The organism is Thermodesulfobacteriota bacterium (assembly GCA_035559815.1).
In the GTDB taxonomy this organism is placed as follows: Bacteria; Desulfobacterota_D; UBA1144; order Nemesobacterales; family CSP1-2; genus DATMAT01.
In genome coordinates, this window is record DATMAT010000063.1 from 114,454 (window position 1) to 130,389 (window position 15,936).

Annotated in this window: 16 protein-coding genes and 1 pseudogene; 10 read left to right on the forward strand and 7 right to left on the reverse strand. The window is 46.3% G+C overall.

The window, feature by feature from the left end; translation table 11 throughout:
• Positions 1–169 precede the first annotated feature (169 nt).
• The 5 genes and pseudogenes from VNN20_15610 to VNN20_15630 all read left to right on the forward strand — a co-directional run bounded on the left by VNN20_15610 (position 170) and on the right by VNN20_15630 (position 2,806).
• The gene (locus tag VNN20_15610; GenBank protein HWP93619.1) at positions 170–337 is read left to right on the forward strand and encodes a hypothetical protein; all 168 of its coding nucleotides are present in this window, start codon (positions 170–172) and stop codon (positions 335–337) included.
• Positions 338–383: 46 nt separating this feature from the next.
• Positions 384–1,370: a chloride channel protein gene (locus tag VNN20_15615; GenBank protein HWP93620.1), complete on the forward strand. Its 987-nt coding sequence runs from the start codon at positions 384–386 to the stop codon at positions 1,368–1,370.
• Between the two features lie 16 nt (positions 1,371–1,386).
• Positions 1,387–1,695: a CBS domain-containing protein gene (locus VNN20_15620; GenBank protein ID HWP93621.1), complete on the forward strand. Its 309-nt coding sequence runs from the start codon at positions 1,387–1,389 to the stop codon at positions 1,693–1,695.
• 15 nt (positions 1,696–1,710) lie between these two features.
• Positions 1,711–1,917, forward strand: coding sequence for a CBS domain-containing protein (locus VNN20_15625; protein HWP93622.1), 207 nt, complete (start codon positions 1,711–1,713; stop codon positions 1,915–1,917).
• A gap of 565 nt (positions 1,918–2,482) precedes the next feature.
• A pseudogene (locus VNN20_15630) lies at positions 2,483–2,806 on the forward strand (site-specific DNA-methyltransferase).
• 34 nt (positions 2,807–2,840) lie between these two features.
• On the opposite strand, the gene VNN20_15635 reads toward VNN20_15630, so the two are convergent.
• From VNN20_15635 to VNN20_15665, 7 genes are all read right to left on the reverse strand, one after another.
• Positions 2,841–3,710, reverse strand: a complete 870-nt coding sequence (locus VNN20_15635) for a hypothetical protein (protein ID HWP93623.1) — start codon at positions 3,708–3,710, stop codon at positions 2,841–2,843.
• Between the two features lie 145 nt (positions 3,711–3,855).
• A complete protein-coding gene (gene gshA, locus VNN20_15640; GenBank protein ID HWP93624.1) occupies positions 3,856–5,127 on the reverse strand; it encodes a glutamate--cysteine ligase in 1,272 nt (423 codons plus the stop codon).
• Positions 5,128–5,811 carry an RDD family protein gene (locus tag VNN20_15645; protein HWP93625.1) on the reverse strand — a complete coding sequence of 228 codons (684 nt, stop codon included), beginning with the start codon at positions 5,809–5,811 and terminating at the stop codon, positions 5,128–5,130.
• Positions 5,812–6,398: 587 nt separating this feature from the next.
• Positions 6,399–7,388, reverse strand: coding sequence for a thioredoxin domain-containing protein (locus tag VNN20_15650; protein HWP93626.1), 990 nt, complete (start codon positions 7,386–7,388; stop codon positions 6,399–6,401).
• A 44-nt stretch (positions 7,389–7,432) separates the two neighbouring features.
• Positions 7,433–7,882: a hypothetical protein gene (locus VNN20_15655; GenBank protein HWP93627.1), complete on the reverse strand. Its 450-nt coding sequence runs from the start codon at positions 7,880–7,882 to the stop codon at positions 7,433–7,435.
• A gap of 88 nt (positions 7,883–7,970) precedes the next feature.
• On the reverse strand, positions 7,971–9,278 hold the full coding sequence (gene purB / locus VNN20_15660) for an adenylosuccinate lyase (GenBank protein HWP93628.1): 1,308 nt from the start codon (positions 9,276–9,278) through the stop codon (positions 7,971–7,973).
• A complete protein-coding gene (locus VNN20_15665; GenBank protein HWP93629.1) occupies positions 9,275–10,027 on the reverse strand; it encodes an MBL fold metallo-hydrolase in 753 nt (250 codons plus the stop codon). The genes purB and VNN20_15665 overlap by 4 nt, the downstream gene beginning before the upstream one ends.
• 144 nt (positions 10,028–10,171) lie before the next feature.
• Between VNN20_15665 and VNN20_15670 the strand changes: the two genes are divergently transcribed.
• From VNN20_15670 to VNN20_15690, 5 genes are all read left to right on the forward strand, one after another.
• Positions 10,172–10,717, forward strand: a complete 546-nt coding sequence (locus VNN20_15670; GenBank protein HWP93630.1) for a hypothetical protein — start codon at positions 10,172–10,174, stop codon at positions 10,715–10,717.
• A gap of 226 nt (positions 10,718–10,943) precedes the next feature.
• Positions 10,944–11,951, forward strand: coding sequence for a PIN domain-containing protein (locus VNN20_15675; GenBank protein ID HWP93631.1), 1,008 nt, complete (start codon positions 10,944–10,946; stop codon positions 11,949–11,951).
• 71 nt (positions 11,952–12,022) lie between these two features.
• Positions 12,023–12,739 carry a 2-C-methyl-D-erythritol 4-phosphate cytidylyltransferase gene (ispD, locus tag VNN20_15680; protein HWP93632.1) on the forward strand — a complete coding sequence of 239 codons (717 nt, stop codon included), beginning with the start codon at positions 12,023–12,025 and terminating at the stop codon, positions 12,737–12,739.
• 266 nt (positions 12,740–13,005) lie between these two features.
• The gene (gene ispF, locus VNN20_15685; protein ID HWP93633.1) at positions 13,006–13,488 is read left to right on the forward strand and encodes a 2-C-methyl-D-erythritol 2,4-cyclodiphosphate synthase; all 483 of its coding nucleotides are present in this window, start codon (positions 13,006–13,008) and stop codon (positions 13,486–13,488) included.
• Between the two features lie 101 nt (positions 13,489–13,589).
• Positions 13,590–15,923, forward strand: coding sequence for a DNA internalization-related competence protein ComEC/Rec2 (locus VNN20_15690; GenBank protein HWP93634.1), 2,334 nt, complete (start codon positions 13,590–13,592; stop codon positions 15,921–15,923).
• The last annotated feature ends 13 nt before the right edge of the window (positions 15,924–15,936 follow it).

A 15,936-nucleotide genomic window follows, 5' to 3' on the forward strand; every position in this document is an offset into this window, starting at 1 on the left:
AAACCCAGAGCTGTCAAACCGACCAAGGGCTCTTAGAATTATTAATTTGAGGTATGTTTAAAGCTACTTTATAATAGCAAGACGAGAAAAGGATTTCATTTCCAGTACCGTTTCTCCTGGTCCTCTTTGTCATGAACGAAACCCCCTCATGACCGGTACTTAGGCTATTATGGAAGACTCACACAAAGACCCCGGCCCCGTTTCTCATTCTATCAAGAATTCAATTTATTCGTTTTTCTCCAATGAGTACACGTCTTTTATAATCATAGCCATTTTTATTGGATTTTTTGCCGGGCTGGCGAACTTTGCCTTCGTAGAAGTCTATCGCTATATATAAAAGAGTAATTCTGCCTTTTTGGGGCTCTCCCTACGTAATAATTCCGGTGTTAAGCGGCGGCGTGCTGCTCGTTGTTCTCTCCTTCCTTTTCCATGACGAGGTTATCGGCTACGGCTTTCCAAAGTTTTTAGAAAAAATAAACCTGAGGGGCGGCATACTAAGACCCAAGGAAACAATAGCCAAGGCGCTAGGCTCCTGTGTGACCCTGGGGTTTGGGGGGTCAGCAGGTCAGGAGGGCCCGATTGCCCAGCTAGGGGGCGCAGTAGGCAGCTTTATAGGGCAGATATTCAAGGTTTCGAGGGGTAAGATACGTGTATTTGTGGCCTGCGGGTTTGCTGCAGGGATAGCGGCAACCTTTAACGCTCCGGTGGCCGGCGTACTCTTTGCCGAGGAAATTGCCCTTCTTAGGGATTTCAAGGTCGGGAGCTTTCTCCCGATCGTAATATCCTCGGCGGTCGGCACAGTCGTTTCCCACGCTTTAAGGGGAAACGAGCCTGTATTCCGGGTACCGCCCTATGAGTTTGTGAATATCAACGAGCTTTTCTTTTATGCCGCATTCGGGGTGCTCTTAGGGGTTTTTGCGTCCGGGTTTATCAAGCTTTTTTTGCTGGCTGAGGAGAGGTTTTCCAGATTTAAAACCCCATTCCCGGTTAAAGCCGCTTCTGGGAGGATTAATAGTCGGCTTTATGGCGATATTTTTCCCCTATGTTCTTGGAAACGGCTACGACCAAGTGGAGAAGGCCCTTCAAGACCAGCTTCCCCTTTTGGTGATATTGGGATTAATTATCCTAAAGCCCTTGGCCACATCAATAACCCTCGGATCCGGATGGCCTGGAGGGATATTTGCACCCGCTATTTTTATAGGGGCTGTGGCCGGAAACGCATTCGGAAAGTTGGTCGATTTTATACTGTCGAGGCCGGTGTCCTTAAGCAGTGCATACGCAACGGTTGGGATGGGCACCTTTCTTGCGGCGGTGACCCAGGCACCTCTCACTTCCATATTTCTGATATTCGAGATGACTCAAAACTATAAGGTGGTTATCCCCATAATGATTAGCTCGGTCCTGGGGAGCGTGGTGTCTCGGCTTATCGTGGGGGGCTCGCTTGAGAGCCTAGAACTGAGTAAAGCGGGGATAAACATCGAGGAAGAGATGGAGGGTCGCATTATACATTTAATCCAGGCTAAAGATATAATGACCGGTGACGTGGAAACTATACCCGAGGGGATGACCCTTCGAAAACTGATAGAGTATATTCCCCAGAGCCATTACACCACTTTCCCGCTCGTGGATGAGAAAGGGAATCTTACGGGCATAATCTCGATACAGGATTTTAGAGGGTGGATATTCGAGGAATGAATCAGGGACCTGGTTGTGGTGAAGGAACTGGCCACCTTGAACGTCATAACAGTAACGCCTGAAGATACGCTCTATAAGGTTTTTAAGAAGTGGGAGAAGAAGCCTGTGGAGATTCTTCCGGTGGTCGAGTCAAGTAGTTCTAAAAAGATTGTGGGTGTGCTTTCCCGAAAAGATGTAATCGCCGCCTACAATAAAGCCCTATCAAAGAAAACACTTGATTAGGATTTAGAATCTCTTTCCAAGAAATCTAGGAATTGCGATTCTTAGTAAACTTACTACTATGTCTTGACATAGTGAACTTACTTGTATAATATTAGATCAATCATGAAAAAGACCTTTCCTCTACAGCTAACCCCTGAAATGCATCGAAGAATGAAGCATGCATCATTTGATGCTGATGAGACTTTACACGAATGGATTCTCAAGGCTATAGAACTTCGACTCGAATCCTATGAACGAAAGAATAGGAGGCATAATGGTAGCAACCAACAACGCAAAGCTTCGACAAAAGAAAACAAATAGGGTTGCCAGGGGAGTTACCACCAACGAATTGATCTTTTCAGCTCATGTGGGTACAAATGACGAGGTATTTCCACAAATTCTATGCCTTTATGTGCCAAAGGGCAGTAAAGTAGCTGATGTTACATTCGGCAAAGGGGTATTTTGGAAGCGAGTCAACTCAAAAGATTATGACTTTTATCCATCAGATATTAAGGACGGAATCGATTGTAGAGAATTACCATATGACAATAATAGTTTTGATGCTGTAGTTTTTGACCCCCCTTACATGCATACACCCGGCGGAACCGCTCATAATGGTCATCAGAATTATGAGGATTACTATAAGAATAATTGGAGCAGCAATTCAACCAAAAAGTATCATGAGGCAGTACTCGACCTTTATTTCACTGCCGCGAATGAGGCATGGAGGATTCTCCGTGGGGATGGAGTCTATATAATCAAGTGTCAAGATGAGGTTTGCGCCAACCGACAAAGACTTACTCATGTGGAAATCATAAATGAGTTAACACGAAAAGGCTTCGTAGTTGAGGATTTATTCGTTGTTGTTAGAAGGAATAAGCCCGGAGTAAGTCGGGTCCTAAAGCAAGTTCACGCTCGCAAAAACCATTCTTATTTCTTGGTCTTTAGGAAGGCGATGAAATCAAAGTATCAACCTCAAGGAAGAACTCACCAAATGGCCTTACACTTAAAGGAGGGAAAACCTCATTCAGTCGTGCATAAGAAGCGGGGACGTCGAGATAATAAATACGCTTAAGTTGCGCAATGTGCATCTGATAAATTCGCCACTGGTCCGGTAGGCATATTTCAATAACTTCTCTTTTCTTAGTATCAGTCTTTGTTTCTGCAAGAATTACCGGAGTTCCGAGAAATCTGCCTGTGCCATAGACACCATCGAGAACCCGTTGGTGTGCCCATACTTGGATAACACGCTCACGCGTGGATGTTTTGATCGGAAGGTGAAATTTAGCTTGATTAGGGCCTAGATCGAAAACATAATCTGTTGGCAAGTTTGTATTCATGTCAAGATTTAGTACAGGTAATCGAGTAATCGGATTAACTCCAAGGCGGGCTGCAAAAAGATGACCAATTAAATACTCGAAAAAAGTACCAGGAGTTTTTTGATCACCAGATTTTGTAAGATCGATCGCAGCAGAAAAACTTATCGCCAAGCAATATATGACATTTGATATTCTTTTGACGGAAAGCGAACTAAAATCGCCGGTTCTAAGAGCGCGTAATAGGGCAAACCAGTCGTCAATTGATGGGTTGTATAGTGTGTTGTTTATGGCTCTGCTAATCTTGTTTTTATATTGAAAGGCGAAGTATTTTTTACCTGGTATTTTAGAGTTAAGCTCGCAGCGTTTAAAACTATCCAAAAATTTAGTCGATTCAATAAAAATGTCGGTTAATACATCGCTAACCCTGGTAGATTTGATATCTTTTATGAGATTTTTTTGAATTTGTCGATATAAATCTTCTATCTTCTTTGACATTTATTTCTAAAAATCGCTAGATAATTAAATTTCATATTATCATAAACAGTTATAGTTATCGATTTGGCAAGTTATATGTTGAGGTCAAGTCTCGATATAGGCATTAGTAGGATTTAAGCATAAGGACCTGTAGTGACTTATTAGGCTAACTTGCTTCCTCCTTGCAGCCACCCTCTTTGAGAATCTTCTCGATCTCGTATCCGGCGGCGATGCTGGCGATGCGCGAGATCAGTTGATAGGCGGGTGGAAAGAACCTATCACATTCTTTATTCCGGCAAGCTTCTTTGTCTTCGAAAGAGATGCAGGAGAATTCCATGCCCTTGGCGTTTAAGTTATCGAATTCACTTTTTCCCCTGTTTATCCGTAGAAAACCCCCCGCCACCTTAGCTTCGATAAGATAAACAACCGGTTCTCCTACAATGTTATCCTTAAACCGGAGTGTGGTGGGTATTCCCTCCTGGATTACCACGTCCCTTACCGGCTTCCCGCTTTTGGACACCCTCATACGCTTTCTTCCCTCGGCGTTGAGCGTCCTTATCTCTTCTCCACTGGGAACGCTTATCACCGCCATCCCATAGGTGCCCGAATTACTTTTCACGAATACGAATGGTTTTTCCTTGATTCCCCTCTTTTCATGTTCTTTCCTGAGTTTTTCAAGCATCATGTCTAAGGATGAAGCTACTCTCTCCCGGTCTTCCGGGTTGTCAAAATCAACGTCTATCTCCGGCATGGTTTCTATGGAGATTATCCAAGGGTCGATCTCCAGTATTTGGGCAAGCTCTTTAGCCAGCTTGTTGTAAAACTCAAAGTGAATGTTTTTCCTCCTGGTGTGCCATCCTATCTCTACCGGCGGCTCCACCGGCTGTATTATGTCCTTGAGGATTTTCGGGCATTTCGACGAGAAGTCGTTATTGATCAGAAGCAGATCCGGGACAAACCCGGAGATAAAGACCTTGTGTCTCTCCATTTTCGCTTTGAAGCCGATAACTTCCTGGCCGCTCGCTGTATCGAATTTCACTTCTTCTTGGTATAGCTCGTCGCTTACCAGTCCTACACCGACCTTATATCCCACGCTTTCCAGGATCCCTTTCAGCACGTGGATGTTTTCCCAGTAATGAAGGTTCCTGGTATGAAGCTCCGGGATTATGAGTATCTTTTTCACCCGGGGATACTTGCGAAGGAAATAGTCGTGAAAGAGGCTGGCGGTGCGCTCTCTAAAGATCGGGCAAAGGTTGTTAAACCCGGCCGGAAATATGTTCGTATCGACCGGTGTGATTTTGTGCCCGGAGACCCGGAGGTCAACCGAAGTATAGAGCGGAACGATAATTCTCTGGCAGTGCCCCTCTATCCATTCTTCTATCTGGTTACTTTTTGCGTCGATGCTTTGATTGACCTTGTCCAGAAATTCCATAACCATTTATTCCCTCACCACATATGTTCCGGCGAATTTATCGTGCCAGGTTTGGCCCTTTTGGTCGAAAAGGGCCCAGATGAACCCGATAAAAAGGAAAATAGTGGATACGATATAGCCGACCCACCTTATAAAAGATTCCCTTAATCCGATCGATTCTCCGTCTTCCCGGATGACCCGAATTCCCAAGACCATTTTACCAATAGTTCTTCCCCCGAACCCCTGGAGGAAAACGAAGTAGGTAGAGCTCAGGAATAGCAAAACCAGATAAACGGTCATCACCAGGTTAATAAAACCGGCAAAGCCCGTTTCTACGTCGCTGTCGGCGAAGTATAGCCCGGCCGCCAGAGTGACGGTGGTAATGCCGAAGAGTATTATTAAGTCGATTAAAAACGCCGCCCCTCTCGAGGCAAATCCGGCCAAGTCGAGGTCGAGTATTTCTTCCTCCACTGGAGATTCTGTAGGCTCGGCGAAAAGGGTCTCGTAACTAGGAGATGTAAAAAGTGGCGGCTGTTGTATGCTATCGTCGATAGTTTCCTCCTTTTGTCGTCTAGCAGTCTTCTCCCTGCCTGATTCCAGGGCATGTTCGTAGATGGTTTTATATCTCGGTTTTACATTCAGGGTGCGACCACATTTCTTGCAACTCTCAGCGTAATCAAATGTATGGTAACCGCATTTTGGGCACTTCATCTTTTTTACTGACTGAGAAGTATAACCTAGTGAAAATGGCAATTAAAGAATTAGTATGAGCCCAAATCATATATGTTCAAATGACATATGAAAGCTTCTAGAAATGGGATTGCTTCGGTCGTGGAATTTATCCCTTCGGTCCGGTCACCCTTCGTCTCCGCTCAGGGTGAAGGGATGTTACTGTGAGCTTTATCCTCCTTCTTCATGGTGAGCCTTTCGGCTACGCTTAAGATAAACTCAGTTGAACCATGAGCCCTTCGATAAACTGACGAAGGACTTCCTCGCAATCCACACCTAAAGGTATCCCGACTCTCAACTCTCACTACTCGCGATTACCTACCCTTCCCGTCATTGCGAGCGTTGTGGTTCCCGGAAGTCCCTCCCTCTTCATCGCTACCCCAGATCCCGCGAAGCAATCTCTTAGTTTGGACAAGTCGAGATGGGTATTACAAAAAAGTCCTGCTTAATTGACTCGATTATCGACGTATATCGATTTTACTGGTAGGGGCAATTCACCAATTGCCCCTACTCTCGAAAAGTTAAACTAGCTAAGGTGGCAGATAAACTAGGTATAGAAAAGTGAGTTATCAGGATTCTCCGGCCAAGCTCGCCTCTATAGCCGCCTTTAGGCCCTCTGCATTAGCTCCGGGCACCGGCATACCGTTGACGATAAAGGTAGGGGTCGAGTTCACCCCGACGGACTGACCCTCCTTAATCTCGCTCTGAACCCGGCTAGCAATTTCCTGGGAGCTGAAGCAGGCCTCGAACTTTCCCTGGTCTAGCCCTACTTCTTTGGCGTAGGTTTTGAATTGCTCCTTTGATTTTTCCACTGTGATCTCTTTTTGCTTCTCAAACACCTTATCGTGAAACTCCCAGAAATTGTCGTTTCCCTGCTGATAAGCACATACCGATGCTATGGCTGCGTCCATGGCCCAAGGGTGGTTGGGCAGTGGGAACTGTTTAAAAACGAGCTTCACCTTACCCTTATACTGTTCTAAGATTTGCGGAAGCATATCCGTGGCCCTTTTGCAGAACGGACACTGAAAGTCCGAATACTCGACAATAGTAACCTTTGCCTCTTCCTCCCCTTTAATCGGGACGTCTTTTAGAGAAATCTTTTTCATGGTCTCTTCGAGAGGATTTACCGTAGAATCAACCAACTCGCCCAGTATCAGATACTTTCCGTCTTTACTCATGAGGACAGGAAGGGGTTGACGTCCGAAAGGCAGCTCCCCCGTCTTTATGTCGGCCACCTGGGTATCCTTAAACTTTGTAGTGTCTATCGGCTCTCCCAGGATCACGTATCTGCCGTCCTGGCTGACCATGAAAGGGATGTCGGCGTTGCCCCTGCTCGTTTGTATATCAAAGCGCCCTTTTCTGAATCCTTTGATCGGGCTTTGTTCGTAGCCGCTTATTTGTATTTTAGCATCCGCGGGCAGGCGCGCCCCCAATCTCCTCTTTATGAAGAGTTCGAGTTTTTTAGACTCCTCCGGCGATACCTTCTGGGCGAATACCTGGGTATCCACGGCGAAAAGCGATAAAAGTAGAAAGGCTATACTTAAATGTCTTAAGCTCATTTCTTTCCTCCTTGGAATTTTATTTTGTTTTGGAATTTTGACAATTAATTAGGTGTACTGGCTTTAAAGTCGATTAATTCCCCAAGCATGAGGTATCTCCCATCTGCGCTCATCAACACTGGAATTTGCTGACGTCCTATGGGTATTGCCCCCTTCTTCAGTCCTCCCACCCCGGTATCGGTAAAGGTTTTTGTGTCTATCGACTCGGCGATGATTATGTACCTGCCGTCCTGGCTAATGAGGAACGGAATGTTTCCGGATTTACCGGAAGCCTCGATCACAAAATCCCCCTTTTTAAAGCCGTTAATAGGGCTTTCCTGGTATCCGTTTACTGAAATCTTGGCATCTTTGGGCATCTTTGTGTCCAGGGTTTTCCGGAAAAAGGCTTCAAGCCTTTTGGCTTCTTCGCCCGGTATTGTCTCGGCGTCCGCCTTAACTCCGGACAGCAAAACGGCAAAACTAAAAAGCATTATAAGCGCTAAAATTATCCTCATTGATTCAACCCTCAAATTTATAAGCTTAAACTATACCACTGATGCTATGGAAATCAAAAGATTTAAATAAACGTATTGGAAAATCCTTTCACCTTTTACCGGTTTTAGAGAACACCCTATCGAAGATATAATCAACGCTTTTTAAATCATTGGACAGGTCAAAGCACTCCTCTACCTCCTCAGGAGACATAAAATTCCGGATGTTTTGGTCATTCAAGAGTAATTGCTTAAAGTTCTCCTTTCTTTCCCAGCTTCTCATGGCGTTTTTCTGCACCAGCTCATAAGCTTCCTCCCGGGTTAGCCCTTTGTCCACCAGTTTAAGAAGCACCTTCTGGGAGAAAATAAGACCACCGGTAAGCCAGATGTTCTTTTCCATGTTTTCGGGATAAATATTCAGGGATTCGAGCACATGTTTTAGCCTATCCAGCATGAAGTCTACCAGGATATTGGCATCGGGCCCTATTACCCTCTCCACGGAGGAGTGGCTTATGTCCCGTTCATGCCAGAGGGCTATGTTTTCGAGCGCGGATAGGGCATAAGAACGTACTAACCTGGAGAGGCCGCAGAGGTTCTCCGAAAGTATAGGGTTTCTCTTATGGGGCATGGCCGATGAACCCTTCTGCCCTTCGGTAAAAGGCTCTTCCAGCTCCAACACCTCGGTTCTTTGAAAGTGCCTGATCTGGAGGGCTATCTTCTCGATTGTCGAGGCTATGATAGAAAGCGTGAGGAAATACTCGGCGTGTATATCCCGCTGGACTATCTGGGTAGAAATCTTGGCCGGTTTGAGTCCGAGGAGCTGGCAAACTTCTTCCTCGACAAGGGGTGTGATGTTTGCGAAGGTTCCCACCGCTCCTGAAATCTTCCCCACGCTTATAACCTCCCGTGCCCTTTCCATCCTGTCCAAGTTCCTTTTCATTTCGTCGTACCAGAGGGCAAATACCAGACCCAAGGTAGTCGGCTCTGCATGGATCCCATGTGTCCTGCCAATCATGGGAGTGTGTTTATACTTAAAGGCCAGTTCCTTTAGAACTTTGATCACTCCTTTTATATCATCGATTATTATGTCTCCCGAATCTCTCAGTTGCAGTGCAAAAGCGGTATCCAGAACGTCAGAGGACGTAAGTCCAAGGTGGATATATCGCGCTTCGTTCCCTACATGCTCGGACACTGCGGTGAGAAAGGCTATCAGGTCGTGCTTCAAGGTCCTCTCGAGTTCGTTGATGCGCTCTAAATCAAATCTCGCACTTTTTTTAATTTTTTCTAAAGCGTCGAGTGGTATTCTGCCTAGTTTTGCCCAAGCCTCGCACGCGGCGATCTCCACCCTTAGCCAGTTTTCATACTTGGCCTGGTCGCTCCAGATCTTTGACATTTCTGGTCGTGAATATCTGGAAATCAAATCCTTATAACCTCTCCCCGGGTTTTTCTTGGGGCTACTGAGAGCATTACATCAACCGCCCCGTTACCGGACAGTGTGGATGAAGCGGCTTGAAGGGCGATGTTAGGCCTGTTGTTTACCTCGCTAAGGTGAGCGAGTATGACATGGGATAGTCCGTCGTGTATCAGGTTTTTGAGTAGTCCGGCCGCCTCGGTGTTCGAGAGATGGCCCAGGCGGCTCTTTATTCTCTGCTTTAAATCCCAGGGATAGGAGCTGTAAAGGAGCATTCTCTCGTCGTGATTAAACTCTAGTAAAAGGAGATCCGACCCCTTTAACCTCTCTCTGACCAATGAAGTTACAGACCCGATATCGGTTACTATACCCAACTTTTTATGGTCTGTCTCGACGGTGAATCCCACCGGGTCTAGGGCGTCGTGCGGGACCGGGAATGAAGAGATTAAAAGGTCATTCAAAGAGAAGGGGGAACCGGCCTCGAATTCCCTTAGGTCTTTGACTTTATCCTTCCAGATAGACACTGTGGCCGAGGCTACATAAACTGGCTTCTCGATGAAGGGAAGCGCCACAGCGTGGTCGGTATGCTCGTGTGTGATAATTACTGCATCGATATCGGACATCTTTAGGTCTAGGGTGTCGAGCCTCGCTATAATCTGTTTGAGGCTTATACCGGCGTCCACAAGAATACTGGTCTTCTCCGTGGCAACCAGAAGACAGTTCCCCGAGCTACCGCTGGCGAGAGTGCATATTATCATCAGTCCTGGCGAGGCCTTTACGGATAGTAGTATGAGTGGACTGAACTCTACTTGTCAACCCTGTCCATTGCGCTGTCCATGGCGCACTTTAGTTAATTTAAAATTCGTATAAAATTATGGCTAATAATAAAAAGGAGGATAAATATGATACGCTCGGAGTTAAAGGCGGGTTTAGTACCTGTTTTAATATTGTTTTTTTTCATATTTAACGCCTGTGCACCAACTAATACAATCATCTATAAACAGCCGGAAGGCGCCGTTACCGGGTATGATACCATCGAGATTCCCAACTTCGATAAGACCGATAAGGAGTGGGTTCCTTATGATTCTTATACGGAGATTCCGGATATGCTGGCGGAAAGGCTGAGGAGCACGAACCAATTCAGAGAAATCATCCGCTCGGAATCCGACGACACATCCTCGAACCGGGTTCTTCTGGTGAGAGGCACTGTGACCGGGTTCAAACGGGGCTGCAAGTTCTGTGAGTGGTTTTCACTCGGGATTAACGATAAGGGAAAGGGCTCTGTGTCGGTGTGGGTAAAGTTAATTGATAAAGCTACCGGCAATACCATAACCGATGCCGGCATAGAGGGAAGGGCTACAAAGCCGGGATATGGAAAAAGCAGATATGTCCGGGTCGTGGATGAGATAGTGAACCTTATAGAGAATGCGAACGGAAAAAAATCATAAGAAATTAGGTTAAAAATAAAATTACCCTATCGCCTTTGCCATACCGGTTTGTAGTCGTTATCTATTAGGCCCAGTAACAGGATGAAGGAAAATGGCTAATCGAAGATTTCAGAACGGGAACGGAATTAGAAGGACAGATGGATGTGGCTCAAACAATCGGGACCGAGCTAAAACCTAATACTTAACATTACTTCGAGCAAAGGGTAGGGAAAGGGGAGAGGTAGCTATGAAACTTAAAATTATTTTATCGGTCTTTACGGCAGCTCTTGGCTTTTGCATAACATACCCTTTTTACAACGTTATAACTGCGTCGGCGGTGGGGGTGGCTTTCGGGGCTGTGGCCGTGGTGGTTTTATGGGGGCTCGAACCACGGTTCGGTACTCTTCCCACGAAATCAATAATCGGAGGGGCGATAGGGGCAGGTGTGGCCTCTCTCTCATTCCTGGCGTTCAAGGAGATGATAGAGGTTTTCGATATTCCGAGCTATGCAATACCCTATATAAATTTGATAGTGTTCATAGCCCTTTTTTATCTGGGAATAACGTTGGGGATAAAAAACGGTTTTGAAGTGGATCAATCAGCCAGAAAACCCACCCCAAGGAGTGAGTACGCCAATCCTAAGATACTCGACACCAGTGTGATCATAGATGGGAGGATAGCAGACGTCGCCGAGGCCGGGTTTATCGAGGGGGTGATGATAGTACCCAAGTTCATAATCAAGGAACTCCAGTACATCGCCGATTCCCCAGAACCGATAAAACGGGTGAGGGGAAGAAGAGGGCTCGACGTGCTCAAGCGTATGCAGCAGGACATACCTAATGTCGTAGTTAAAGTCACCAGCCATGATTTTTCTCACATAAGGGAGGCGGACCTGAAGCTGGTCGAGCTGGCGAAAAGGCTCAAGGGAATCATCATAACCAACGACTTCAACTTGAACAAGGTTGCCGGCCTTCATGGTGTAAAAGTTATGAATCTCAACCAGCTCTCCAGTGCGCTTAAACCGGTTGTGCTTCCCGGCGAGACTATGAATATACGGGTGGTGAAAGAGGGCAAGGAAGAGAATCAGGGCATCGGTTACCTCGAAGACGGCACTATGGTGGTGGTAGATGATGCCAAAAAATATCTGGGGAGGGATATCGAGGTATCCGTAACCAGCGTGCTTCAGACCCCTACGGGCAGGATGATATTCTCGCGGGTTAAAGAAGAAGGGGTCATTTCTGATATAGCTGGATAGACGGCATTAATACCTCCTGAGTGACACTGATGGACTTGAGCCCAGTGCCCTCTCCGGCAGAAAGACAATTTATGGCGTGTTTAAAAACAACGGCAATAATAGTAGCCGCCGGCAAGGGAAAAAGATTTGGAGTAGGGGTAAAGAAGCAGTTTCAACTGCTCTCCGGAAAGCCGGTCATCGCTCATTCGATAGGGTGTTTTGAAAAATCCGACTCAGTAGGGGAAATAGTGCTCGTGGCACCCGAAGATTCCATCGATTACTGTCGAAAAGAGATAGTGGAAAAATTTGGGTTTAAAAAGGTTACCAAGGTCGTTCCGGGCGGAGAGGAAAGACAGGATTCGGTGGAGAAGGGATTTAACTCTGTTTCTGAGGATGTTGACCTGGTATTAATTCACGACGGCGTCCGTCCTTTTGTCACCCTTCAATTGATAGATGCGGTAATCAAAGAGGCAGCAAGGTCGGGTGCGGCAATAATCGCTATGCCGGCTAAGGATACCGTGAAAAAGACTTCAGCAGACGGCTTTATCGAGAGTACTATCCCCAGAGAATTCATCTGGCTTGCACAAACCCCTCAAGCCTTCCGGTATGACGTTTTGAAGAAAGCCTACGGGAGAATAAAAGGTAGAGCCTCTAAATTTACAGATGAATCTTCATTGGTCGAGGAGGTCGGCGTACGGGTTAAACTAGTCAAGGGCTCTTTACTTAACATAAAAATCACCACCGAAGAGGACCTGTTATTGGGAGAATTGATTTTGAAAGAAGGAATCTACAAAAACGAAGTCGAATAGAATTTAGTGAAATTACATAACCGGCAATAGTTGTCATTGCCAGGGCCCTTCGTGAGACTCAGAGAAGGGTCCGCGATAAAGCAATCCGACGCGGAGTCATTTCGAGTGAAACGAGAAATCTAGATGTCTCACGTGCGTTCGACATGACAAATGAGCGAAAAAAGTGGTTGCTTCGCAGAGTTTACACTGAGCACATTTGGTCTTCTCGCTGCTGGCTCTGTGAATTGCCTGCAATGACGGATGAGAGGCCTGGTCAAGGGGGGATAATGTACCGAGTAGGTATCGGGTTTGATGCTCATAGATTCTCAAAAGGACGAAAGCTCATTTTAGGAGGAATGGAGATTACGTATGAGCTAGGACTGGAAGGGCATTCGGATGCCGACGTGCTGACACATGCAATTTGCGATGCTGTGCTGGGAGCAATCGGAGAAGGAGACATCGGCACTCATTTTCCGGATAGCGACCCCAGATATCAAGGAATATCGAGTCTAGTTCTTCTTAAGGAAACCCTAGCTTTATCAGGTTCTAAAGGTCTTAAGATTGAAAATATAGACAGCGTTTTGGTGTGTGAGAAGCCCAGGCTTTCACCCTACATTCCTCAAATTAAGAAGAAACTCTCCTCGGTGATTGAATTTCCAGAGGAATGTCTGGGAATTAAAGCGACCACGACGGACGGTATGGGATTTACGGGTAGAGGGGAAGGCATAGCCGCTTATGCCGTGGTTTTAGTCAGGCGGGAGGAACCCTAGTCTGTTGGGCATAGCTGTAAGCAAGTTGTTGCAATCAGCCTAGGGCTATGGGTTTTAGGTTTAGCTTTTTCTCTTGGCTTCGAACTCGAATCAGTGAAGACATGGATTTGCTTTTCTCAAAGTATAAAATTCTTCCTCCTCTCCTTGGATTTATCCTGGGAATACTGCTCGAAGAATGGGTCGGAGACGGGTGGCTACTTATCTCTATTCTTTCACCCGTCTTTGGGGCTATATCTATTTTTAGGCCACAGCTTATTTTCTTAGTTTTTATCCCGCTGGGCATTTTATTCTCTGCGAAAACAGTACTTCCGGAAAATCATGTATCTCACTTTACCGAAGAGCGTATCGATGTCGAGGGTGTGGTGTTCAGGTCTCCAGAAAGCAGAGAGAGGGGGTCGAGGTTCTTTATCGATGTCAAAAGTGTTTTTATCAAGGGAGAAGAGAAGGAGGTATCCGGGAGGGTAATAATAACTTCGGAAGAAAGAATGGTGGGGGTAGGCTACGGGGATAGGATAAGGGTGATCGGTACCAAGCTTCGTCCCATCAAGAACTTTAAAAACCCGGGAGGTTTTGACGTCAAGGGCTACTATGAAAGGCAGGGCATTTATGCTACCGGGTTCGTCCCCGGAGATGAGCAGGTTATATCATTCGGGAGGGATAACTCTTCTAATTTCTTCCTACACTACCTCGATAAACTCCGGGGCCGATTCGGACAGTTTGTGAGAGATAAAACCGCCTTTCCAGAAAGCGAGATTATAAATGCGGTGGTAATTGGGGACCAAGGGGTGTTGCCTCCCCATTTGAGAAACCTCTTTTCCGAGGCAGGGATCGCTCATCTTTTGTCCATATCCGGGTTACATGTAGGGGCGGTAGCCCTTGTTTTCTATGTACTGACCAAGTGGGTTCTAAAGCGCTCTCGTTATCTTCTTCTAAGGTTCCAGGTTCCGAGGCTCGCCGCTGCGTTCACAATCATACCCATCTTTCTCTATACAGCTATAGCCGGGTTTGACCACCCGGTGGTGAGGGCATTCATAATGGCGTCGGTGTACTTGGTCTCGGTAGTTGCGGGCCGGGATGAGAATAAGTTCAATACCCTTGGCGTTGCCGCCTTTATCATACTCCTCTGGCACCCAGGGGCGCTATTCGAGCTATCATTCCAACTATCCTTTGGTTCAGTACTAGGGATACTCCTTATGCACAGGTTTTACCCATTCAAGTTGAACACCTTTAAAAATAAATTTTTAACAAGCATGAAGACGACTGCTGCAGCTTCCTTCGTCACCCTTCCCTTGATCATAAACTCGTTTGGAGTCCTTCCGCTCGTGTCTATACCGGCAAATCTCATCTTCGTACCGGTTGTGGAGTTTTTGGTCGTCCCGGTCGGGCTTCTTTCTTTTTTGGCCTTTCTTTTATCTGGAGCACTGGCCGAGGCGCTTCTGTTCGTGGATGTCATGCTGATTAAGTCGATCCTCTGGGGAACGGAACGGCTCTTAAGCATCCCCCTTTCCTCTTTGACCATCCCGTATGTTAAGATGTCGAGCTGGTTTTTCTACGCACTGGTATTAATACCCCTTCTTCTTTGGAAGATTCACCCGAGGCTCAGGTTTATCTTGCCCCTTTGCATCGTCGGTTTTATTGCTACTGCCGGCTACGGGTTTCTGAATAAACCAAACAGGGGGCTTCTGGAGGTTAATTTCCTCGACGCCGGGGAAAGAAATATAGTGTTTGCTAGGCTCCCCCAGGAAAGGACGATCCTAATTGACGGTGGATTTTCCTATTACGAACGAGGGGGATACATCGAAAGAAGCGTCGTTATCCCTTTTGTCCTGGAGTCGGGAAGTACCAGGATTGACTACCTGATCCTGACCTCACTGGATAAGGAGCATCTGGAGGGCGCTAAGAGCCTACTTCAGAAGTTGAAGATAGAGAGGATATGGACTAACGGGTCAAGACTTGACGGTAAGCTATGGGAAATAATAAGGGAAAAGAGGGTAAGTTGGAAAAACATGCTCGATGACGTAGAAACATTCGAGATAGAGGGGGTACGCTTAGACTTCATAAAGCCGCGAGGGAAATTCGAGATTAAGGACTCGTCAAGACCCTATCCGCTCCTTTTAAAGTTGACTTTTGGCCGGGTAAGTTTTATTTTTGGGGAAGGCATAGCCGAAGATGCTGTCCAAACCGAACTTTTAGAAATTTACAGGGAAAGGATAGCAAGTAGCGTTATTTACTTGCCGGGAATATACGGGATCAGGGCCGTGGATTTCATCTATTCTGTTTCTCCTAAGTTTATGGTGACGAGCCGTTATCCAAGCTTCTTAACCCGGTTTCGAGGTGCTAAAAACCAGGGGATGCGGGTGATGCCGACCGATATATACGGCAATGTAACGGTCCTTACGGATGGAAGCGGCATTAGAGTCAAGACATTCATGTGATTAAGGAATAAGC